Origin of the sequence: Bradyrhizobium xenonodulans, assembly GCF_027594865.1 — a bacterium.
Taxonomy (GTDB): domain Bacteria; phylum Pseudomonadota; class Alphaproteobacteria; order Rhizobiales; family Xanthobacteraceae; genus Bradyrhizobium; species Bradyrhizobium xenonodulans.
Window position 1 is genome coordinate 6,439,069 of the sequence record NZ_CP089391.1, and the last position, 21,478, is coordinate 6,460,546.

At 65.0% G+C, this 21,478-nt stretch carries 23 protein-coding genes and 1 riboswitch; of the genes, 15 read left to right on the forward strand and 8 right to left on the reverse strand.

All coding sequences use genetic code 11. The features are described from left to right. Positions 1–6 precede the first annotated feature (6 nt). The 9 genes from I3J27_RS30590 to I3J27_RS30630 all read left to right on the forward strand — a co-directional run bounded on the left by I3J27_RS30590 (position 7) and on the right by I3J27_RS30630 (position 9,356). Entirely contained in the window at positions 7–714 is a 708-nt protein-coding gene (locus tag I3J27_RS30590) for a flagellar hook assembly protein FlgD (protein ID WP_270162584.1), read from the forward strand. A gap of 215 nt (positions 715–929) precedes the next feature. After that, positions 930–1,205 carry a CtrA inhibitor SciP gene (sciP, locus tag I3J27_RS30595; RefSeq protein WP_002714638.1) on the forward strand — a complete coding sequence of 92 codons (276 nt, stop codon included), beginning with the start codon at positions 930–932 and terminating at the stop codon, positions 1,203–1,205. 192 nt (positions 1,206–1,397) lie between these two features. After that, positions 1,398–3,011, forward strand: coding sequence for a flagellar basal-body MS-ring/collar protein FliF (gene fliF, locus I3J27_RS30600; protein WP_270162585.1), 1,614 nt, complete (start codon positions 1,398–1,400; stop codon positions 3,009–3,011). 18 nt (positions 3,012–3,029) lie between these two features. Then, the gene (gene fliG, locus I3J27_RS30605; RefSeq protein ID WP_270162586.1) at positions 3,030–4,127 is read left to right on the forward strand and encodes a flagellar motor switch protein FliG; all 1,098 of its coding nucleotides are present in this window, start codon (positions 3,030–3,032) and stop codon (positions 4,125–4,127) included. Further along, the gene (locus I3J27_RS30610) at positions 4,127–4,750 is read left to right on the forward strand and encodes a FliH/SctL family protein (protein WP_270162587.1); all 624 of its coding nucleotides are present in this window, start codon (positions 4,127–4,129) and stop codon (positions 4,748–4,750) included. The genes fliG and I3J27_RS30610 overlap by 1 nt, the downstream gene beginning before the upstream one ends. Before the next feature lie 3 nt (positions 4,751–4,753). Then, positions 4,754–5,104 carry a flagellar motor switch protein FliN gene (gene fliN, locus I3J27_RS30615; RefSeq protein WP_270162588.1) on the forward strand — a complete coding sequence of 117 codons (351 nt, stop codon included), beginning with the start codon at positions 4,754–4,756 and terminating at the stop codon, positions 5,102–5,104. A 54-nt stretch (positions 5,105–5,158) separates the two neighbouring features. After that, the gene (gene flbD / locus I3J27_RS30620; RefSeq protein ID WP_270162589.1) at positions 5,159–6,544 is read left to right on the forward strand and encodes a sigma-54-dependent transcriptional regulator FlbD; all 1,386 of its coding nucleotides are present in this window, start codon (positions 5,159–5,161) and stop codon (positions 6,542–6,544) included. A 292-nt stretch (positions 6,545–6,836) separates the two neighbouring features. After that, positions 6,837–8,087, forward strand: coding sequence for a vanadium-dependent haloperoxidase (locus I3J27_RS30625; protein WP_270162590.1), 1,251 nt, complete (start codon positions 6,837–6,839; stop codon positions 8,085–8,087). Positions 8,088–8,207: 120 nt separating this feature from the next. Next, positions 8,208–9,356, forward strand: coding sequence for a M20 family metallopeptidase (locus I3J27_RS30630; RefSeq protein WP_270162591.1), 1,149 nt, complete (start codon positions 8,208–8,210; stop codon positions 9,354–9,356). A gap of 91 nt (positions 9,357–9,447) precedes the next feature. Here I3J27_RS30630 and I3J27_RS30635 read toward each other — a convergent pair whose 3' ends face one another. Beyond that, positions 9,448–9,993: a 6,7-dimethyl-8-ribityllumazine synthase gene (locus I3J27_RS30635; RefSeq protein WP_270162592.1), complete on the reverse strand. Its 546-nt coding sequence runs from the start codon at positions 9,991–9,993 to the stop codon at positions 9,448–9,450. Between the two features lie 74 nt (positions 9,994–10,067). Continuing rightward, positions 10,068–10,241: riboswitch (FMN riboswitch) on the reverse strand. 403 nt (positions 10,242–10,644) lie between these two features. On the opposite strand from I3J27_RS30635, the gene I3J27_RS30640 reads away from it, so the two are divergent. Both I3J27_RS30640 and proC read left to right on the forward strand, forming a co-directional pair. After that, positions 10,645–11,145, forward strand: coding sequence for a type III secretion system chaperone family protein (locus I3J27_RS30640; RefSeq protein ID WP_270162593.1), 501 nt, complete (start codon positions 10,645–10,647; stop codon positions 11,143–11,145). 276 nt (positions 11,146–11,421) lie between these two features. Next, positions 11,422–12,186, forward strand: a complete 765-nt coding sequence (proC, locus tag I3J27_RS30645) for a pyrroline-5-carboxylate reductase (RefSeq protein WP_370691991.1) — start codon at positions 11,422–11,424, stop codon at positions 12,184–12,186. Between the two features lie 112 nt (positions 12,187–12,298). Here the strand turns inward: proC and I3J27_RS30650 are convergent, their stop codons facing one another. From I3J27_RS30650 to I3J27_RS30670, 5 genes are all read right to left on the reverse strand, one after another. Then, positions 12,299–12,691: a thioesterase family protein gene (locus tag I3J27_RS30650; protein ID WP_270162595.1), complete on the reverse strand. Its 393-nt coding sequence runs from the start codon at positions 12,689–12,691 to the stop codon at positions 12,299–12,301. 179 nt (positions 12,692–12,870) lie between these two features. Further along, positions 12,871–13,074 (reverse strand): tautomerase family protein, encoded by a 204-nt coding sequence (locus I3J27_RS30655; protein WP_270162596.1) that lies wholly within the window; start codon positions 13,072–13,074, stop codon positions 12,871–12,873. A 114-nt stretch (positions 13,075–13,188) separates the two neighbouring features. Next, on the reverse strand, positions 13,189–14,709 hold the full coding sequence (hisS, locus tag I3J27_RS30660; protein ID WP_270162597.1) for a histidine--tRNA ligase: 1,521 nt from the start codon (positions 14,707–14,709) through the stop codon (positions 13,189–13,191). A 172-nt stretch (positions 14,710–14,881) separates the two neighbouring features. Then, entirely contained in the window at positions 14,882–15,406 is a 525-nt protein-coding gene (locus I3J27_RS30665) for a YegJ family protein (protein WP_270162598.1), read from the reverse strand. Between the two features lie 190 nt (positions 15,407–15,596). Continuing rightward, complete coding sequence (locus tag I3J27_RS30670) at positions 15,597–16,679, reverse strand: branched-chain amino acid aminotransferase (RefSeq protein ID WP_270162599.1); 1,083 nt, start codon at positions 16,677–16,679, stop codon at positions 15,597–15,599. A 339-nt stretch (positions 16,680–17,018) separates the two neighbouring features. On the opposite strand from I3J27_RS30670, the gene I3J27_RS30675 reads away from it, so the two are divergent. From I3J27_RS30675 to I3J27_RS30685, 3 genes are read left to right on the forward strand one after another with little or no spacing between them, the layout of a single operon-like run. Next, positions 17,019–17,561, forward strand: a complete 543-nt coding sequence (locus I3J27_RS30675; RefSeq protein ID WP_270162600.1) for a MarR family winged helix-turn-helix transcriptional regulator — start codon at positions 17,019–17,021, stop codon at positions 17,559–17,561. Then, a complete protein-coding gene (locus I3J27_RS30680; protein WP_270162601.1) occupies positions 17,558–18,289 on the forward strand; it encodes a response regulator in 732 nt (243 codons plus the stop codon). Before I3J27_RS30675 ends, I3J27_RS30680 begins: the two co-directional genes overlap by 4 nt. An 18-nt stretch (positions 18,290–18,307) precedes the next feature. Continuing rightward, the gene (locus tag I3J27_RS30685; RefSeq protein ID WP_270162602.1) at positions 18,308–19,696 is read left to right on the forward strand and encodes an ATP-binding protein; all 1,389 of its coding nucleotides are present in this window, start codon (positions 18,308–18,310) and stop codon (positions 19,694–19,696) included. Between the two features lie 192 nt (positions 19,697–19,888). Here I3J27_RS30685 and I3J27_RS30690 read toward each other — a convergent pair whose 3' ends face one another. After that, the gene (locus I3J27_RS30690; RefSeq protein ID WP_270162603.1) at positions 19,889–20,419 is read right to left on the reverse strand and encodes a DUF3617 domain-containing protein; all 531 of its coding nucleotides are present in this window, start codon (positions 20,417–20,419) and stop codon (positions 19,889–19,891) included. Positions 20,420–20,463: 44 nt separating this feature from the next. Continuing rightward, entirely contained in the window at positions 20,464–20,757 is a 294-nt protein-coding gene (locus tag I3J27_RS30695) for a hypothetical protein (protein ID WP_270162604.1), read from the reverse strand. Positions 20,758–20,941: 184 nt separating this feature from the next. On the opposite strand from I3J27_RS30695, the gene I3J27_RS30700 reads away from it, so the two are divergent. Next, on the forward strand, positions 20,942–21,403 hold the full coding sequence (locus I3J27_RS30700; protein WP_270162605.1) for a hypothetical protein: 462 nt from the start codon (positions 20,942–20,944) through the stop codon (positions 21,401–21,403). Positions 21,404–21,478 lie beyond the last annotated feature (75 nt).

Below are 21,478 nucleotides of genomic sequence, written 5' to 3' on the forward strand. Positions count from 1 at the left end.
TCGCAAATGACCACCACGAATGCCGCCACCGCCCCCGCCGTCGTCTCCGGGACGACCGACCTCCCGAAATCCTCCTCGTCGAACTCGCTGAGCTCGAGCACGGGATCGACGCTCGCCGGCAACTTCCAGACCTTCCTGACGCTGCTGACCACGCAGCTGCAGAACCAGAACCCGCTGGATCCGCTCGACACCAACCAGTTCACCCAGCAGCTCGTGCAGTTCGCCGGCGTCGAGCAGCAGCTCAAGACCAACGATTCGCTGTCCCAGCTCGTCACCCTGCAGCAGACCACGCAGGCGACCCAGGCGCTGGGCTTCGTCGGCAAGACCGCGCTGGTCGACGGCTCGACCGCGACCATGACGAAATCGTCGGCGACCTGGCATCTCAACGTGCCCAGCGACTCCACCGTCGACATCACCGTCGCCAATTCCACCGGCCAGACCGTGTTCACCGGCAAATATACCGCCTCCGCCGGCACCGACATTCCCTTCACCTGGAACGGCATGGGCAATGACGGCACGCAATGGCCCGACGGCAAGTACACGATCACGGCGACCGGCAAGGACGTCGCGAACAACAATGTCGGCATCGCCGCGCAGGTGCAGGGTGTGGTGTCGTCGGTCGACCTGACCCAGTCGCCGCCGCTGCTCACCATCGACGGCGCCAGCTACACCTTGAGCCAGGTGAAGAGCATCATCGCCACCAGCAGCAATTAGCGCTCGCGCGGCGCCTGATGCGCACCATTCGTTAGTAAAGTATTTACGAAGACCCCCTCGACCGGCCCGGACGCAACCGTCCCGCCGGCCGGGACAGGCGCGTTCCCGTCATTTTCAACGAGAATTGTATTGAAGCCTTAGGCTTAGCGGATTTTTAAGCCCGCACGCGTAGGGTTACGGCGTGAGTTCAGTGGTTGAGAGTTTGTGAGTACGCCATGACAGAACCCCATCGCCCGAGGGTAAAATACGTCATCGGGCCGGACGGCAGTCCGCTGACGATCGCTGATCTGCCTGCACCCGGCACCAAACGCTGGGTCATCCGCCGCAAGGCCGAAGTCGTCGCCGCTGTGCGTGGCGGGCTTCTCTCCCTCGAGGAGGCCTGCAGCCGTTATACCCTGACGGTCGACGAATTCCTCTCCTGGCAGTTTTCCATCGACCAGCACGGTCTGGCGGGTCTTCGCACCACCCGCATCCAGCAATATCGCCAGTAAGCGATCCGGAAATCTGCGGCTTTTGACGAAAATCGGCCTCGCCCCGCGAGGCCGATTTTTTTCATATCCGCCATTGGCGCCACTTTTGTCCCAGCTCTTAACCTTCGTTAACCATATCGAAACCATCACCTAGGCAATAATTGCCCAGTCGGCCTTTCCAGTGAAAGCAGCCGAAGCTGTCGGGGCGGTTGCTTGCAAGGTCTTGCGGACTTTTTGAAGGGTATCGGAGCCGCCCGGTTCGGGGCGATGATCGCGGTCACCGCCGCGCTCATCGGCTTTTTCGCGTTCGTCATCATGCGCGTCACCACGCCGCAGATGACGACGCTGTTCACCGACCTCTCGGTCGAGGACTCCTCCGGCATTATCAAGGACCTGGAGCGCCAGGGCATCCAGTTCGAGATCCGGAACGAGGGCAGCATCATCATGGTGCCCAAGGACAAGGTCACCCGCCTGCGGATGAAGCTCGCCGAGGGCGGACTGCCCAAGGGCGGCGGCGTCGGCTACGAGGTGTTCGACAAGTCGGACGCGCTCGGCACCACCTCCTTCGTCCAGAACATCAATCATCTCCGCGCCCTCGAAGGCGAGCTCGCCCGCACCATCCGGGCCATCGACCGCATCCAGGCCGCCCGCGTCCACCTCGTGCTACCCGAGCGCCCGCTGTTCTCGCGCGAGGCGCCGGAGCCGTCGGCCTCGATCGTGGTCCGCGTCCGCGGCTCGCTCGAGGCCCAGCAGATCCGCGCCATCCGCCACCTCGTCGCCTCCGCCGTCAACGGGCTGAAGCCGCAGCGGGTCTCGATCGTCGACGAGGCCGGCCAGCTCCTTGCCGATGGCGCCGCGGCCGATCCGGAGCAGGCGGTCGGCGACGAGCGCCGCATCTCGTTCGAGAAGCGGATGCGCAAGCAGGTCGAGGAGATCGTCTCTTCCGTGGTCGGCTCGGGCCGCGCCCGGGTGCAGCTCTCCGCCGATTTCGACTTCAACAAGGTCACCCAGACCTCGGACAAGTTCGACCCCGAGGGCCGCGTGCTGCGCTCGAGCCAGACCCGCGAAGAGCAGAGCATGACCGCCGACAACAACGGCCAGGTCACGGTCAACAACGAGCTGCCCGGCAACCAGCAGAACAGCGGCGTGGCGGCAAAGGACCAGAGCAAGAAGACCGAAGAGACCAACAATTACGAGATCTCCCGCACCACCAAGACCGAGGTGACCGAGGCCGGCCGGGTCAACCGCATCTCGGTCGCGGTGCTGGTCGACGGCATCTATTCCAAGAACGACAAGGGCGAGCTGGCCTATCAGGACCGCACCAAGGAGCAGCTCGACCGCATCTCCGCGCTGGTGCGCTCGGCGATCGGCTTCGACCAGAAGCGCGGCGACCAGGTCGAGGTCGTGAATCTGCGCTTTGCCGACGCCCCCTCCACCGCCCCGATCGGCGAGCCCGGCGGCTTCCTCGGCATGCTCCAGTTCACCAAGGACGACGTCATGTACTTCGTCGAGCTCGGCGTGATGATGCTGCTCGGCCTCGTCGTGCTGTTCCTGGTGATCCGCCCGCTGGTCAAGCGCATCCTCGCCTCCGACGAGGTCGCCGCCGCCATCTCCGGCGTCCTCACCGGCCCGGTGGCCTCGGAAGAGGCCGCGCCCGCCGCCGGCCAAGCGCTCCTGCCAGGCGGCGCCGCGAGCGCGATCGACGTCGCCACCATCCAGGGCCAGGTCCACGCCCAATCCGTGCATCGCGTCGGCGAACTCGCCGAGCGCAACCCCAACGAAACCGTCGCCATCGTTCGCCAATGGCTGAGCGAATCCGCAAAATGACCCGAGAAGTGATCTGACATGGCCGCCGCCCTGCAAAACGCCAACAGCAACGACATCACCAGCGTAATCTCCACGCTCGGTCAACGTGCCGGCAACCGCGCCAAGGACGGTAAGGCGGCCCAGGAACTGTCCGGACCGCGGCGCGCCGCGATCCTGATGCTGGCACTCGGCGAGCAATATGGCGGCAAGATCTGGGGCCTGCTCGACGACGACGAGGTGCGCCAGCTGTCGCTGGAGATGTCGACGCTCGGCACCGTCGAGGTCGAAACGGTGGAGGACATGCTGCTCGAATTCGTCTCGCGCATGTCGGCTTCGGGCGCACTGATGGGCAATTTCGACGCCACCGAACGGCTGCTCCAGCAATACCTGCCGCCCGAGCGCGTCAACGGCATCATGGACGAGATCCGCGGCCCCGCCGGCCGCAACATGTGGGAGAAGCTCTCCAACGTGCAGGAAGAGGTGCTCGCCAACTACCTCAAGAACGAATATCCGCAGACCATCGCGGTGGTGCTGTCGAAGCTGAAGCCGGAGCATGCCGCCCGCGTGCTCGGCATCTTCCCGGAGGAGCTCGCGCTCGACGTCGTCAACCGCATGTTGAAGATGGAAGCGGTGCAGAAGGAGGTGATCGAGAGCGTCGAGAAGACCCTGCGCACCGAGTTCATGTCCAACCTGTCGCAGACCCGCCGCCGCGACGCCCACGAGGTGATGGCGGAAATCTTCAACAATTTCGACCGCCAGACCGAAACCCGCTTCATCACCTCGCTGGAAGAGGACAACCGCGAATCGGCCGAGCGCATCAAGGCGCTGATGTTCACCTTCGACGACCTGGTGAAGCTGGATTCCGGCTCGGCCCAGACCCTGATGCGCAATGTCGACAAGGACAAGCTCGGCGTCGCGCTCAAGAGCGCCAACGAGGACGTCCGCAACTTCTTCTTCGGCAACATGTCCTCGCGCGCAGCAAAAATGCTCCAGGACGACATGGCTGCGATGGGCCCGGTGCGCCTGCGCGACGTCGACGAGGCCCAGGCGCTGCTGGTCAACCTCGCAAAGGACCTCGCCGCCAAGGGCGAGATCATGCTGACCAAGAACCGTGCCGACGACGAACTGGTGTATTGATGGGCGCTCCGGCAAAATTCCTGTTCGACACCGACTTCGCGGCGCCCGAGCGGACGACGCGCGAGAAGGCTGCGACCGCGGCCGAGATCGCCCAGAAGGTCGCGGAGGCCGAAGCGCGCGCCTACCAGGACGGCTTTGCCGCCGGCCAGCGCGAAGCCAAGGCCGAGAGCGACCGCCGCGTCGCACTCGCCATGGAAGAGATCAACATCGCGGTCCGGGGCATCGCGTCCGGCATCGGCAACATCGAGTCCAGGATGGAGACCGAGGCGGTCGACGTCGCGGTGGCGGTGGCGCGCAAGCTGTGCGCCGATCTGGTCGCCGCCGAGCCGCTCGGCGAGATCATGGCGCTGGTCAAGGACTGCTTCTCGCATCTGGTCGCGACCCCGCACCTCGTCGTGCGCATCAACGACGCGCTCTACGACGCCGCACGCGAAAAGATCGAGCGGCTCGCCAAGCAGAGCGGCTTCGAGGGCCGGCTGGTGATCCTGGCCGAGCCTGAAATCGCCACCGGCGACTGCCGGATCGAATGGGCCGATGGCGGCGTCGTGCTGGAACGCAGCGCCATCGCGGCCAAGATCGACGAAATGGTCGGACGCTATATCGCGTCCCGCAGGGGGAGCTAAGCCATGAGCGACACCGACGGACAGGTCCCGCTGCCCGATCTCAACGGCCCGATGCCGCCTGCCGGCACCGACGTCGGCTACACCGAGGACGAATATGCGGCGCGCGCCGCCGCCGACCTCGAGGCCGTGTTCGACGTGCCGGTGCAGGTCTCGGCCGTGCTCGGCCGCTCCAAGATGGACGTCAGCGAGCTGTTGAAGCTCGGGCCCGGCACGGTGCTCGAGCTCGACCGCCGCGTCGGCGAGGCCATCGACATCTACGTCAACAACAAGCTGGTCGCCCGCGGCGAAGTCGTCCTGGTCGAGGACAAGCTCGGCGTGACCATGACCGAAATCATCAAGACCGAACGCGCTTAAGGCGAACACAGGGAATGACGCGCGGCAGCGCGACCAGACGGACAGGAGACTGACATGCGGCTTCTCATCGTTGGCACATTGAAGGGCCAGCTCACCACCGCCACCAAGATCGCGATGGAGAACGGCGCCACCGTGACCCATGCCGAGGATCACGAGCAGGCGATGCGCGTGCTGCGCGGCGGCAAGGGTGCCGACCTGCTGCTGGTCGACGTCGCCCTCGACATCCGCGACCTCGTGATGCGGCTCGAGGCCGAGCACATCCACGCCCCGATCGTCGCCTGCGGCATCACCAACGACGCCCGCGCCGCGGTCGCCGCGATCCACGCCGGCGCCAAGGAATACATCCCGCTGCCGCCGGATCCGGAGCTGATCGCCGCGGTGCTGGCCGCGGTCGCCAACGATTCCCGCGAGCTGGTCTATCGCGACGAGGCGATGGCCAGGGTGATCAAGCTCGCCCAGCAGATCGCGGGCTCGGACGCTTCGGTGATGATCACCGGCGAATCCGGCACCGGCAAGGAAGTGCTGGCCCGCTACGTCCACACCCGCTCGGCGCGCGCCAAGCGCCCGTTCATCTCGATCAATTGCGCCGCGATCCCCGAGCATCTGCTGGAATCCGAGCTGTTCGGCCACGAGAAGGGCGCCTTCACCGGCGCGATCGCCCGCCGCATCGGCAAGTTCGAGGAAGCGACCGGCGGCACGCTGCTGCTGGACGAAATCTCGGAGATGGACGTTCGCCTGCAATCGAAGCTGCTGCGCGCCATCCAGGAGCGCGTGATCGACCGCGTCGGCGGCACCAAGCCGGTCCCGGTCGACATCCGCATCATCGCGACCTCGAACCGTAATCTGGCGGAAGCGGTGCGCGAGGGCACGTTCCGCGAAGACCTTCTGTTCCGCCTCAACGTCGTCAATCTGAAGATCCCGCCGCTGCGCGAGCGTCCCCTCGACATCCTCGAGCTCGCCCAGCACTTCGTGAAGAAATATGCCGAGGCCAACGGTGTGCCGGTGCGCCCGATCTCGGCCGAGGCCCGCCGCGTGCTCTCCACCAACCGCTGGCAGGGCAACGTCCGCGAGCTCGAGAACACCATGCATCGTTCGGTGCTGATGGCGCAGGGCGACGAGATCGGCGCCGACGCGATCCTCACGCCGGACGGCGACCGCCTCGATCTCGCCAAGACCGCGCCGGCCGTGGCGCATGCCACCATGGCCGCCGAACAGGTGACGCGGGCCCTCGTGGGGCGCACCGTTGCGGACGTCGAGCGCGACCTGATCCTGGAAACGCTGAAGCACTGCCTCGGCAACCGGACCCATGCCGCCAACATCCTCGGCATCTCGATCCGCACGCTGCGCAACAAGCTCAACGAATATGCCGACGGCGGCATCCCGATCACGCCGGCGGGCACGCCCGGCGAATATCCGCGGATGCCGATGGTGGGGGCGTAAGCGCTTCTGCCCAACATTGAGGCTGCGAATGCCCGGGCTGGTCCCGGGCATTTTCTTTTCGAGAAGAACGCAAAACGGTCACCACAACCGGTGACGTCCGGCGAAAGCCAAGGCCATCACTCAGCGCACAACGGTAAGCCACCCCGACCCATTCGGAGCCACTCTTCCGCCGCGTGAAGCAGTTCACAATCGAACCACAACAAGATGCTAGAGTGCTTAAGCCGCGCGACGTTGATGTCGGGCAGAGCCGCATCGGTCTCGCGAAACGTCCTTCACATCGAAAGGGCATGCCATGAAGCACTCGTCGTGGACCATCTTCCGCCTCTCTCTGATTGTAACACTGATCGCAGCCTCGGCGCCGCTTGCACGCGCCGACGTGATCATGGATTGGAATGCAAAGGCCGACGCGATCGCCACCGAGAAGCAAATCCTTCCGGCGCCCCACAGCCGTGCCTTGTCCATGATGCACGTCGCAATGTTCGAGGCCCTCAACGCGATCGACCACCGATACGCCCCCTACAAGCTCTCCTTGACCGCGGACCGCTCGACGTCGCGGGAAGCTGCAGCGGCAGTTGCCGCTCACGACGTGCTGCTTTCGATTTATCCAGACCTCAAGCCGGACCTGGATGCGACCCTGACGAAGTCTCTAGTGCCGATCGCCGACGGCGAGTCCAAGATCGCCGGCATCGGCCTCGGAAAAGAGGCCGCGAGGCAGATCATCGAGCTCCGTGCGAATGATGGCAGCGCCGGTCCGGAAACTTACCGGCCCCTGACGACTCCGGGCGCCTACGTTCCGACCACCGTCCCGCTTTTCTCGACTATTGGCGCGACGACACCCTGGGTCATGACCTCCGGGTCGCAGTTTCGCCCCGCGCCCCCGCCAGCACTTGGTTCAGAGGTGTGGACCCGCGATGTCAACGAAATCCGCGAGGCCGGTAGCCGAAGCAGCCCGACCCGGACGCCTGAGCAAACGACGATCGGTCGTTTCTGGTTCTTTGTCGGTGCCCGCACCTACAATCCGATCGTGAGGCAGGCAGCGATGGCCAAGGGCATGGATCTCGTCGACTGCGCCCGGCTGTACGCGTTGACGTCAATCGCAGGCAACGACGCCCTCGTTGCCGTATTCGACGCAAAATACCATTACAATTTCTGGCGGCCGATCACGGCCATACGCAACGCCGACCTGACGTCGAATGCGGCGACGCCTCGCGATGCATCATGGCTGCCGCTGGGGGACACGCCGATGCATCCGGAATACCCCTGCGCTCACTGCATCACGTCGGCCGCGATTTCGACCGTGCTGCAGACCGTCGTTGGTGATTTCGGCGAGTTTTCGCTGACCAGCCCCACTGCACCGGGTGTCACACGCAAATGGACGCGGCTCCAGGACTATAGCGACGAAGTCTCCAACGCCCGCATCTGGGCCGGCTTTCACTACCGGTTCTCGACCGAGATCGGCAAGGAGATGGGCCGGAAGATCGGTGCGCTGACTGTCACGACGCAGCTTCGCGGTGTGGAAGCGATGGCAGAGCCAAACCGATAAGCTTGTGCATCGCCCCATCCGAGCTACGGGTGCGAACACATGGCGGCACCGCATCCGGCGACTAGGTCACGCCCACACAAGGCCCTATAACCCCCGCGTGAGAACCACGCGGGGAACAACATGTCTGAAGCTCAAATCACGGACTGGCTGGCGTCGCAGCGGCAGGCGATGATCGACCTGCTGCGCGATGTCGTGAACATCGATTCCGGATCCTATGACAAGGAAGGCGTCGATGCGGTCGGGGCGCGGTTCGAGCGGCACTTTGCCGAGCACGGCATTCCGTTCCGGCGCGAGGCCAACGCCACCTTCGGCGACGCGATCCATGCCGAGGTCGTAAAACCCGGCAGCAACGAGAAACCGGCGCTGCTGATGGGGCATCGCGACACCGTGTTCGGCAAAGGCGAGGCCGGGCGGCGTCCGTTCACGATCAAAGACGGTCGCGCCTATGGGCCCGGCGTCGCCGACATGAAGTCCGGCGTCGTGATGAACATCTTCGTGGCGACCGCCTTCCACAAATTCGGCGGCAGCCCGCATCCGATCAAGGTGCTGATCACCTCCGACGAGGAGATCGGTTCGCCCTCCTCCCGCCCGGTGATCGAGCGTGAGGGGCGCGCCGCACGCGCCGTGTTCAATTCCGAGCCCGGCCGCCCCACCGGCAACGTCGTGACGGGCCGCAAGGGCGGCATCTTCATGCACATGGCCATCACCGGCAAAGCCGCACATTCCGGCGCCAATTTCGCCGCAGGCGTCAGCGCGATCGGCGAGCTCGCGCATAAGATCGTCCATATCCACGCGCTGACAAACCTCGACAAGGGCATCACGCTCAATGTCGGCCTCGTCTCGGGCGGGCAGTCCGTCAACACCACGGCGCCTTACGCCGAAGGCCAGATCGACCTGCGCTACGTCGATCCGGCCGACCGTGCGACGGTGATGGCCGCGATCGAAAAGATCGTCGCGACCTCATACGTGCCGGGCACCAGTGCGACACTGACGATCAAGGGCGAATTCGTCCCGGTGGTGCAGAGCGCGGATTCGAAGACGCTGTTCGAAGGCTATCAGGCCGCGGCAAGGCAGGTCGGCCTCACCACCCTCCAGGGCGAGTTCTCCGGCGGCTGCGCCGATTCCGGCTTCACCGCCGCCGTGGGTACGCCGACCATCTGCGGCCTCGGGCCGGTCGGCGGGCTCGCACACACGCCGGAGGAATATCTGGAGGTCGACAGCATCGTGCCGCGCGCCCAGGCGCTGGCGCTGGCGATCCTGCGGGGGTGAGTTCGCAGTGAGCGCGTAGAGTGGGTCGGCCACCCTACGCGCGCCGTTAGTTCGCCTTACGCACTCCCGAGATGAGGAGTGAGAGTCTCCCTCACACAATTCCCGCCGCGACCTGGCCGCGCAGGCGTTCCAGGCCGTGCAACGTTTCCGCGCAGGCGGCCGCGACCTCGACGCCCTTGATCGCAAAATGCCTGCGGAAGAAATCGTAGTGCACTTCGGTCTCGTGGAATTGCTGGGGCGTCAGCACGGCGGAAAACACCGGCACCTCGGTGCGGAGCTGCACGTCCATCAGCGCCTTGATCACGGTGTCGGCGACGAATTCGTGACGATAGATGCCGCCGTCGACGACGAGGCCGGCTGCGACGATCGCAGTGTAGCGCCGCGTCTTGGCGAGGACCTGCGCATGCAGCGGGATCTCGAACGAGCCCGGCACCTCGAACACGTCGACATGGGTGAGGTGGCGCGCCTCGGCCTCCTTCACGAAGGCGATGCGGGCCTCCTCGACCACGTCGCGGTGCCAGCAGGCCTGCACGAAGGCCACCCGCTGCGGTTTTGCGAAGCGTGGATGCTCGGTCACGGGAACCGGCGGTTGTGTTTGGGACGTTTCGGTTTGGGGATCTTGCAACATCTGATTCATGGCTTTCCTTCAAAGGACCAGAATCAGGGCACACGGAACGACAAACAGCCGCATCTTGCGATGCGTCTGCCACCGACCGTTCTCTTTCATCCGGACTTTAACCGTCGGCTTCGGAGTTGCACCGAATCTGCTGACCCTTCCCTTCGAGAAATCCTTTTCAGGATAATACCTTGGGGAAGGCGCTCGCGGGCTTGGGCCTTTCGGCCCTTACCGCCGGTGGGGACTTTCACCCCGCCCTGAGAACATCGGCCGTCCGGAATGAACGGCCTGAGGCGAAATATGACGCCGGTTCGGGGCCGCAGCAAGCGTGTTCCGCATGAAAAACCGCATGGTCCCATGCCGCTGGGGCGGTGCGGCCCTCGCGCCGCGGAATTAACGATTGGCGCTTTTCGGGAATCCGATTCCTGTTTGTTCTCATTCGTTAAGAATTGTGGCCGAGATGAGCTGTGGACGAACGAGTCCTGGCTTGTGGACGGACTCGGCAGCCAGTTGCGCAGATTCCGCAAATCACATCAGTTGATCCGCGACAGGCCGCGTTGGTCCGAAGGAGATCGCGAAAGCGACTCCGGAGATCACCAAGTTTAGGGAGCGCGCGCCGGACCCAACCGCGTGCGTATCAAAGACAACAAGAAGGCAAGAGGTCGAGACGGCATGTCCCTGCTCGAAGGCACTATCGATTCCAAAAGCCATCCGCTCGCGGTGGTCGAGGATATCGCCGCCAGCAACAACTGGCCGTTCGAACGCTCCGGCGAAGACGAGCTCACCATTGTCTCCAAGGGACAATGGACCGACTACCAGATCTCCTTCACCTGGATGGGTGAGATCGAGGCGCTGCATCTCGCCTGCGCCTTCGATATGAAGATTCCGGTGGCGCGGCGAGGCGAGGTGCAGCGGCTCGTCGCCGCGGTCAACGAGCAATTGTGGGTCGGCCATTTCGACCTGTGGACCAGCACCGGCATGGTCATGCACCGCCAGGCGCTGGTGCTGCCGGGCGGGCTCACCGCCTCGACCGCGCAATGCGAGGCCATGCTGGCCGGCGCGATCCATGCCTGCGAGCGCTACTTCCCGGCGTTCCAGTTCGTGGTGTGGGCCGGCAAGACCACGACGGAAGCGATGGACGCCGCGATGTTCGACACCGTCGGCGAGGCTTAAGGCTCGCCTCCTGGCGCGTGAGGAGGGCATTGCTCTCTCCTCATGGTCGTCTCTGCGAACGCAGGGACCCATACCGCGTGATTTCGCCGTATCACGACGGCGCTTGTTGCCAATACCTCGATCTACTAGAACCGCTTGTGGTTATGCGACGAGCAAGAGCTCGCGCAGGGGTCCCCTGCTTTCGCAGGGACGGCCCCCTTCCCTTGGGTGATCACAGTGACAGACAACATTCTCAAAAACATCACCGGCACCATCCTGCTCGCCGGCGCCGGCAAGATGGGTGGCGCGATGCTGACCGGGTGGCTGGCGGGCGGGCTCGATCCGCGCCGCGTTGCGGTGGTCGATCCCCACATCGCGCCCGAGATCACCGCGCTCGCCGCCAAGGGCGTTGTGCTCAATCCGGACGTGAAGGCGGCCGGCGCGGTCGAGACGATGGTCGTCGCGGTGAAACCGCAGATGTTCCGCGAGGCCGGCGCCAAGCTGAAATCATTCGTCTCGGAGAAAACATCCGTCGTTTCGATCATGGCGGGAACCACGATTGCCTCACTTGAAGAGGTTTGCGGCGGCGCCGTGGTCCGCGCGATGCCGAACACGCCGGCCGCGATCGGCCGCGGCATCACCGTGGCGGTCGCGGCGAACAACGTCAGCACCACGCAGCGCGCGGTGGCCGATGCGCTGCTGCGCGCCACCGGCTCGGTCGAATGGGTCGAGGATGAAGGCCTGATGGACGCGGTGACCGCCGTGTCCGGCTCGGGCCCGGCCTATGTGTTCCTGCTCGCCGAAGAGCTCGCGCGCGCCGGCGTCGAAGCGGGATTGCCCGAAGCACTGGCGACCAAGCTCGCGCGCGAGACGGTCGCGGGCTCCGGCGAATTGCTGCACCAATCGGAGCTCCCCTCCGCGACGCTACGCCAGAACGTCACCTCGCCCGGCGGCACGACAGCCGCGGCCCTTGGCGTGCTGATGGGTGAGCCCGGCCTGCGCGACCTCATGATCCGCGCGATCGCGGCGGCGACGCAGCGGTCGAGGGAATTGGCGAAGTAAACCGGTGCAGCAGGGTGGGCAAAGGCGCAAAGCGCCGTGCCCACCCTCTTTTTCCACGATGAAGTTGGTGGGCACGCTTCGCTTTGCCCACCCTACGGCATTGCGCCCGCGGCTACTTCCCCAGCCGCTTGTTGAACATCTCGACATTGACGAGCCCGCGCGCGTGGCGGCCCTCACCGAGCCTGCGCGCGCCCTCGAACGCCTCGACCTCGAAGCGGATGACGCGGCGCTCGACGGCCACCACCTTCGCAATGGTCCGCACCGTCGCGCCGACGAGGCTTGCGGCGAGATGGCGGATGTCGACCTCGGTGCCGACGGTGACCCAGCCCGGTTGAAGCGCAGCGCGGATCGCATCGCCCGACGTCATCTCCATTTCCAGGATCATCATCGGCGTCGCATAGACCATCGGCATGCCGGGCACGAAATGCCCGACCGTGCGCTCGGCCGGCACCACCAGCGTGCGCTCGGCGCTCATGCCGACCTTGATGAAATCACGTGCGTCCATTGGTGCTTTAATCTCCGCTGTCGTCCCGGACAAGCGAAGCGCAGATCCGGGACCCCATAACCACAGGACGTCGCGATTATGGGGACTCGGAGTTATCGCTTCGCCAGATAACCATTCCCTGTGGTTATGGGTCCCCGCGTTCGCGGGGACGACAGTTGTGATTGCCGAACCAGCCGCGACTATTTCTTCGCCGCCGCCGCGCGTTCCACGAAGGTCTTGCCGCCCTTCATCTTGTGGCGGAGCGGAGCTTCGTTGATCTGGATGACGACGGCGTCGGCGTCGACGCCGAGATTCGTCACCAGCGCCTGGGTGATGTCGCGCATCATGCCGGCCTTCTGCTCGTCGGTGCGGCCTTCGGCCATGCTGACGGTGATCTCAGGCATCGTTCTCTCCTGCTTTCGTCATGGCCGGGCTTGTCCCGGCCATCCACGTTCTTTGCCATCAAACAGGACGTGGATGCCCGGGACAAGCCTGGGCATGACGGCTTGCCGGAATGGCTAGCCCCACTTTACGTCATGGCGCGCCAAAACCTCGCGCACCTTCGCGACGAGGTCGGCTTCGCTGCACGAGAACTGCGCCGGCCGCGTCTCGCGCCATTCCTGGTTGGAGGCGATCGCGGCGGCGGCCTTGGCGCCTTCGATCAGATCCTTGACCTGCACCTCGCCGCGCGCCTTTTCATCCGAGCCCTGGATGATCACGCAAGGTGAGTTGCGGCGGTCGGCATATTTGAGCTGGTTGCCCATGTTCTTGGGATTGCCGAGATAGAGCTCGGCGCGGATGCCGGCGGTGCGCAAGGACGCGACCATCTTCTGGTAGTCGGCGACGCGGTCGCGGTCGAACACGGTGACGACGACAGGGCCGAATTCGGGCCGCGTGTCGAGCTTGCCGAGCAGCGTCAGCGCGGCCTGAAGCCGCGACACACCAATGGAGAAGCCCGTCGCCGGCACCGGCTCGCCGCGGAAGCGCGAGACCAGGCCATCGTAACGTCCGCCGCCGCCGACCGAGCCGAAGCGCACTGGGCGGCCTTTTTCGTCCTTGGTCTCGAGCAGGAGTTCGACCTCGTAGACGGGGCCGGTGTAATATTCGAGGCCGCGGACGACGGAGGGGTCGATCTTGATGCGGTCCGCACCGTAACCCGACGCAGTGACCAGCTTGGCGATCTCTTCCAGCTCGCTCACCCCGGCCTGCCCAACTTCGCTCTTGGCGAGATAGGTTTCGGCCGCGGCAATGGCCTCTTTCCAATCGTCGCGCGGCTTGGTGATGGCGAGAACGACATCGGCCTCGGCTTCACTCAGATTGGCGCCCTTCGTGAAATCGCCCTTGCCTTCTTCGCCGCCATCCCAGCGTCCGGGACCGAGCAGCTTGCGCACTTCGTCGGCGGAAAACTTGTCGAGCTTGTCGATCGCGCGCAGCACCGTCAGCCGGCGCCCCGCGTTCTCATCACCGCCGAGCCCGATGGACTCCAGAACACCGTCGAGCACTTTCCGGTTGTTGACCTTCACGACGTAGGAGCCGCGCGCAATCCCGAGTGCCTCCATCGTGTCCGCGGCCATCATACAGATCTCGGCATCCGCCGCGGGCGTCGCCGAGCCCACCGTGTCGGCGTCGAACTGCATGAACTGGCGGAAGCGGCCGGGGCCGGGCTTTTCGTTGCGGAAGACGTAGCCGACGCGGTAGCTGCGGTAGGGCAAGACCAGAGCGTCGGTGCCGTAGCGCTCGCCGACATAGCGGGCGAGCGGCGCAGTCAGATCGTAGCGCAATGAGATCCACTGCTCGTCGTCGTCCTGGAACGAGAACACGCCCTCGTTCGGGCGGTCCTGGTCGGGCAGGAATTTGCCGAGCGCGTCGGTGTATTCCATCGCCGGCGTCTCCACAGGCTCGAAGCCGTAGAGTTCATAGACGGCGCGGATTTTTTCGACCATCTCGCGCGTCGCCCGGATCGCGGCGGGGTCGCGATCCTCGAGCCCGCGCGGCAGGCGCGCCTTCAGTTTCTGGGGTTTTTTGGCCTTATCTCTCATGCTCGGCGTTTACCAGCGGACGCCGGTGGCGGCAACCGGAGTATCCGCAAAACTAGTCATGGCCGGGCTTGTCCCGGCCATCCACGCACCACGATGGTGGTGCCAAAGACGTGGATGCCCGGGACAAGCCCGGGCATGACGGAGTGTGGCTAAGCGGGAAGATGGGGGTGAACTACGGCTGCTCCATCCGCGCCCGGAGCGCATCGGCGTCCGCCTTCGGCATCGATTTGAGCAGCGGCTTGATGGTTTCGCCGCCGACGATCTTGCCGTTGCGCATGAACATCCAGTCCGAGATGTCGGCTTCCGCGAACTTGACCTGGTCGCCTGCATGTTTGCCGGGCAGATCGCGCGGCTCGTTGGCGAACAGGCCGGTATAGGTTCCGTCGGGCTTCTTCTTCACCTCGGCCATCCAGATGTGCTCACCGCCCTTGCGGGTCGAAAAGTGCACTTTCAGGGAGTGCCCGGTCTCCGACGATTTGGGCGCGTCATAGGAGGCCCAGAAGGTGGGAAGCGTGCCGCGGGCGCGCGCGATCGCGGCGTTCATCTCGGGATCGGCGGTGCGCACGTCGACGATCGGCGAACGGTCTTGCGCAACGACCTCCGGCGTTGGGCCGATGGTCAGGATGCCGAAGACGGAAACGCCGGTGATGGCGGCGAGAACGATCCATTTCAAGGGTTGGGAGAGTTTTATTGCCATGATCGCGATGTCCAGGATGCTTCGATGTCTGGAGGCTTTGTCGCGCGCTCGCGGTGGTGCGTTCATCTGTCAGATACCACCCGGCGTTCCCCGGATGCTGCGCAGCGCGCGTGGTGCGCTGCTGATCCGGGCTCCAGTCGCTGGCACTCTTGGTCCCGGCTCGCGCTTCGCGCGCCCGGGACACGAGAGATCAAAACACCTTGCGGATCCAGTTGTGCGGATCGTTGGTGCGGCCGTACTGGATGTCGACGAGCTGCTTGCGCAGGCCCATGGCGACGGGGCCGGCGGCGCCGCCGCTGATGTCGAAATCGCCGCTGACCGAGCGCACCTTGCCGATCGGTGAGATCACGGCCGCGGTGCCGCACGCAAACGCTTCCTTGAGCTTGCCGCTCGCAGCATCCTTGCGCCACTGGTCGAGCGAGTACGGCTCCTCGCGCACGGTCTTTCCGGCATCGCGGGCCAGCGCGATGATGGAATCGCGGGTGATGCCGGGCAGGATCGTGCCGAGCGGCGGCGTCGAGAGCGAGCCGTCCTCGAACACGAAGAACACGTTCATGCCGCCGAGCTCCTCGACGTAGCGGCGCTCGACCGCGTCGAGGAAGACAACCTGATCGCAGCCATGCTGGATCGCTTCGGCCTGCGCGCGCAGGCTCGCGGCGTAATTGCCGCCGCATTTGACGGCGCCGGTGCCGCCGACCGCAGCGCGCGTGTAGTTCTCCGAGACCCAGATCGACACGGGGGCAGGCCCGCCCTTGAAATAGGAGCCAACCGGCGAAGCAATCACCGCGAAGATGTATTCGGACGACGGCTTGACGCCGAGGAAGGTCTCGCTCGCGATCATGAAGGGACGCAGATAAAGGCTGCCCTCGCCGCCCGGCATCCAGGCGCGGTCGATGCGCACAACCTGCTCGACCGCCTCGATGAAGACGTCCTCGGGGATCTGCGCCATCGCCATGCGGTCGGCGGAGTCCTTGAAGCGCCGTGCATTGGCATCGGGCCGGAACAGGTTCACGCCGCCGTCGTCGCGCTTGTAGGCCTTCAGGCCTTCAAAAATCTCCTGGGCGTAGTGCAGGACGGCGCCGGCCGGATCCATCTGGAAGTTGGCACGGGCCTCGATCTTCGCCTCGTACCAGCCGCCCTTGGCCTGGTTGTAGCGGACGATCGCCATGTGATCGGTGAAGACCCGCCCGAAGCCGGGGTCCACCAGCTTGGCGACGCGGTCCTTCTCGGGCGTGGGATTGGATGCGGGCTGGATGTCGAATGTCATGCTCATGTCCTTGGCCTCCCGCTGCCGGTAGCGGCGCTGTTCTGGCGCCCGCCTGCCCATTTTGGGCCCGGCTGGCTTGATGTGGTTTCTGGCTGGACCGCCGCCAGCCTTGTTACGGCCGGTTTCCGTGGCCAGCATGTCGCCGAGGACATGCTTTTGCGGAAGGCGGAAGTCCAGTATGTTTTGCCGAAATGCCGTTCGACAATCGCACGGTAGATCTGCTCTGGCCGTCGCCGCCTGTCCGGCTCACTCCGGCCGCCCTGCTTCGATGCCACCCGACGCGATACGATCTAAAATTTCGTGCGGGTCGATCGGTTTGTAACATTGAACCCAAGATACGTCAATATGCCTGACATAAATTTCGCGACTCCCTCTCAAGACGCTGCCGAGCCACGGCCGGCCGCAGGTGAAGGAGGCAATTTGCGCTGGGATATCATCGAGCTGCTGTTCTTCGCCTATCGCGATTTCGTCGGCGATCCCGACCAGGAGCTGGAGGCGTTCGGCTTCGGCCGGGCCCACCACCGGGTCATGCACTTCGTCTACCGCTATCCCGGCCTGAAGGTCGCCGACCTGCTCGACGTCCTGCGTATCACAAAACAGTCGCTCGGCCGGGTGCTCAAGCAGCTCCTGGACGAGGGCTATATCGTGCAGAAGACCGGCGACAATGACCGCCGCCAGCGGCTGCTCTACGCGACGCCGAAGGGCGAGGCGCTGGTGCAGAAGCTCGCCGGCCTCCAGACCACGCGGATCACCAAGGCGCTGGCCGAGATGGCGCCGCAGGATGCGGAGACCGTCAAACGCTTCCTGCGCGCGATGATCGATCGCGACGATCCGGACAAGGTGCTCGAGACGATCTTCGCCTCCGTCAATCAAGACAGCAAGGAGTGACCGTGCCGCTCGCTGCCACGCTCGCCCGCCCGCCGGTGCAACCCGCCGACGACGCGCCGCATCTTCTTCTCGTCGACGACGACCGCCGCATCCGCGATCTGCTCTCGCGCTTCCTCGCCGGCGAGGGCTATCGCGTCACCACCGCGGCGAGCGCCGGCGATGCGCGCTCGAAGCTGCTCGGCCTGCATTTCGATCTTCTCATCCTCGACGTCATGATGCCCGGCGAGACCGGCTTCGATCTCGCCCGTTTCATCCGGACCTCCTCCTCGGTGCCGATCGTGATGCTGACGGCGCGGCATGAAGCAGAAAGCCGCATCGAAGGCCTGCAAATCGGCGCCGACGATTACGTCGCAAAACCGTTCGAGCCGCGCGAGCTGGCGCTGCGCATCAACAACATCCTCAAGCGCGCCGCACCGCCGCCGCAGGCTGCGAGCGTCGAGAAGATCGCGTTCGGTCCCTACGTCTTCCATCTCGACCGCGGCGAATTGCGCCAAGGCGAGGAAGTCATCCATCTCACCGACCGCGAGCGCGAGATGCTGCGGATTCTGTCGGAGACGCCGGGCGAGACCGTGCCGCGCAGCGCGCTCACGGGCAACGGCAGCGTCAACGAGCGCGCCGTCGACGTGCAGATCAACCGCCTCAGGCGCAAGATCGAGACCGATCCCGCCAATCCGCTGTTCCTCCAGGCGGTGCGCGGCATCGGCTACCGCCTGGTGGCCTCGCCATAGTCAAGTGAAGCGCGACCGATGAGCACGATCGATACCGGCCTGACGCTGCTCAAGAGCGCGGCCGGCCGCGTCTCCGCCGCCAATGGCTGGATGGGCAACGCGTTCAAGGGCTGGATGCCGACCGGCCTCTATGCGCGCGCGCTGCTGATCATGATCGTGCCGATGGTGGTGCTGCAATCCGTCGTCGCCTTCGTGTTCATGGAGCGGCATTGGAACACGGTGACGCGCCGCCTGTCGGCCGCGGTGGTGCAGGACATCGCCGCGTTGATCGACGTCTACAAGGGCTATCCTCAAGACAAGGATCGCGACCAGATCCGCCGCATCGCGCAGCAGCGCCTCGGCCTCGTGGTCGATTTCCTGCCCGCCGGCGACATGCCGCCGCCGGGGCCAAAGCCGTTCTTCTCGCTGCTCGACCAGACGCTGTCGGTGCAGCTCGGCCGCCAGATCGGACGCTCGTTCTGGATCGACACGGTCGGCCGCTCCAACCTCGTCGAGATCCGCATCCAGCTCGACGATGCCGTGATGCGGGTGTTCGCGCAGCGCAGCGCTGCCTATGCCTCGAACTCGGAGATATTCCTCTTCTGGATGGTCGGCACCTCGTCGATCCTCCTGATCGTCGCGGTGCTATTCCTGCGCAACCAGATCAAGCCGATCCTGCGGCTTGCGGACGCCGCCGAAAGCTTCGGCAAGGGCCGCGAGGCGCCGAACTTTCGGCCGCGCGGCGCGCGCGAGGTGCGGCGCGCCTCCGTCGCCTTCCTCGAAATGAAATCGCGCATCGAGCGCACGATGGAGCAGCGCACCGCGATGCTCGCCGGCGTCAGCCATGATCTCCGCACCATCCTCACCCGCTTCAAGCTCGAGCTGGCGCTGATCGGCGACAACCCCGAGCTCGAAGGCATGCGCAAGGACGTCGACGAGATGTCGATGATGCTGGAGGATTACCTCGCCTTCGCACGCGGCGATTCCGGCGAGCAGTCGCAGCCGACCGACATGGCGCAGGCGCTCGAAGAGCTGCGCAGCGACGCCGAGCGCCACGGCCACACCGCGACCGTGGCGTTCCACGGCCTGCCCGTAGTCACGGTGAAGCCGGCCTCGTTCAAGCGCTGCCTCGCCAATCTCGTCACCAACGCAGCGCGCTACGGCAAGGCCATCGCCATCACCGGCCAGCGCGATCACCGTTATTTGACCGTGACGGTCGACGACGATGGCCCCGGCATTCCCGCCCATCTGCGCGAAGAAGTGTTCAAGCCGTTCCTGCGGCTGGACAACGCCCGCAACCAGGACGAAGGCGGCACGGGCCTTGGCCTTGCCATCGCCCGCGACATCGCCCGCTCCCATGGCGGCGACATCACGCTCGGCGACAGCCCGATGGGGGGACTAAGGGCGAGCGTGAGGATACCGGTGTAGCCGCTCTTATCTCGCCTCCGCTTGCGGGGAGAGGTCGGATCGCTCTTGCGATCCGGGTGAGGTGGTACAGGTCTCACGACGATCTCAAGCGCGGAGAGAGGCCCCTCACCCCAACCCTCTCAGCGCGAGCGAAGCTCGTCGCGCCCCGTAAGAACGGGGCGAGGGTGCGCACCGGCCGCGCGGCGATCTCGCCTACTTCGGCAGCAGCGCCTTCAGCTTGTCCATATCGCGCACGTTCATCTTGAAGCCGCCGGGCATCACGATGTCGCCGGGCTTCTGCTCCGGCTTGCAGGCGCCCAGCCACTTGGCTTCGAGCGTCGTGGTGGTGTCGCGGCCTGCCGCGCCTACCGCGCCGCCTTGCGCGTGCGACGAGGTCTTCACCGTATAGGCCGAGTTGAAATCGCCAATGATCTCGGCATGCGAGGTCGTGCTGATGCCGGCGACGTTGCACTCGGAATCGCTGACATAGCCGGTCGCGGTCCTCTTGATCTCCTGCTTGGCGCAGATCTGCTTGGCCATCGGGGAGACGTTGTTGTTCATCTCCTTGTCGACGCTCTCGTCGGTGCAGTGCTGCATGGTCATCTCGGGCACGGGCGTGCCGGTTCTGACCATCTTCAATTCCCACAGGCCGGCCTTGCGCACCGGCAGATCGTCGGCGCTGGCGCTGCCTGCCGATACGAGGATGCAAAGGGCCGAGCCGAGCAAAGCGAGTTTGCGCGTCATCTGAGTGGCTCCCGACTGAGAGATTGCGGTGTTACGAAAGCGTCTCAGTAGAGCGTGCGGATCGGCTGTTCGGCGGCGCCGTAGGGCACCCAGCGGCAGGAGAACGAGATATAGCCGCCCTCATAGGCCTGCACCGCCAGAAACTTCACGACCTTGCCGTAGCGCGCGCAGTGATCGACCGCGACCTGACGCGCATCGACCTGGGTCGCCATCGAATAGGCGATGATGCCGCCGGTGTCGTTGCCCTTGAACGGCGGGACCGGAAGGATATCGGCGCGTGCCGACTGGCTCGCCATCATACCCAAGGCAAGAAGGCCCGCGGCCGCAATGATTCGCATTCCCGTTACTCCAATTGATTGGCGCCAGTTTACGGTGCCGTGATCGAAGTGGAAAGAACTGAAGCCCTGCCGGCTGCGACGATGTGGTCAACTCCTGGCGAAGTGTTGCCGCGCTGCACTTGACCCCGCCCGGCCTTCGCGGCACCGTCCCACCTTCGCAAGCCCCAGCAGTCCGGATTGCCCCATGCGCGCCCCCTCCCTGAAATCGCTCCGCTTTGCCGCCGTGCTCGGCCTCATGTTCGGAGCGCTGTCGCTCGGTGAGGCCAGGGCCGCCAATCCGCTGGAGCTGAACTTCTGGCTGAGCGGGCCGCGCTATGACGGCGCCGTCGCCGATTGCGACAAGGCGCTGCCGACGATCGCCACCCAGTTCTGGGAGAAGGAAAGCGCGTTCTGGAATTCCTCGTTGAAGATCACCGGCTTCTCCGCCGTTCGCGAGACCGCATTCCGGCCCTGGCAGTCCGACAACATTCCGCGCCGCTATTGCACCGGCGAGGCCATGCTCACCGACGGCAAGGTGCGCAAGGTACATTTCTCGATCATCGAGGATGGCGGCTTTGCCGGTTACGGCAATGGCGTCGAATGGTGCGTGGTCGGGCTCGACCGCGATTGGGCCTACAATCCGGCCTGCCGCGCCGCCAAGCCCTGATCAGCGAACCCTGATTCGGACCGGTCGGGCGGCCGAACGATCGCCGCTCGAATTTTGTTCTTGAAATGTTCTTGT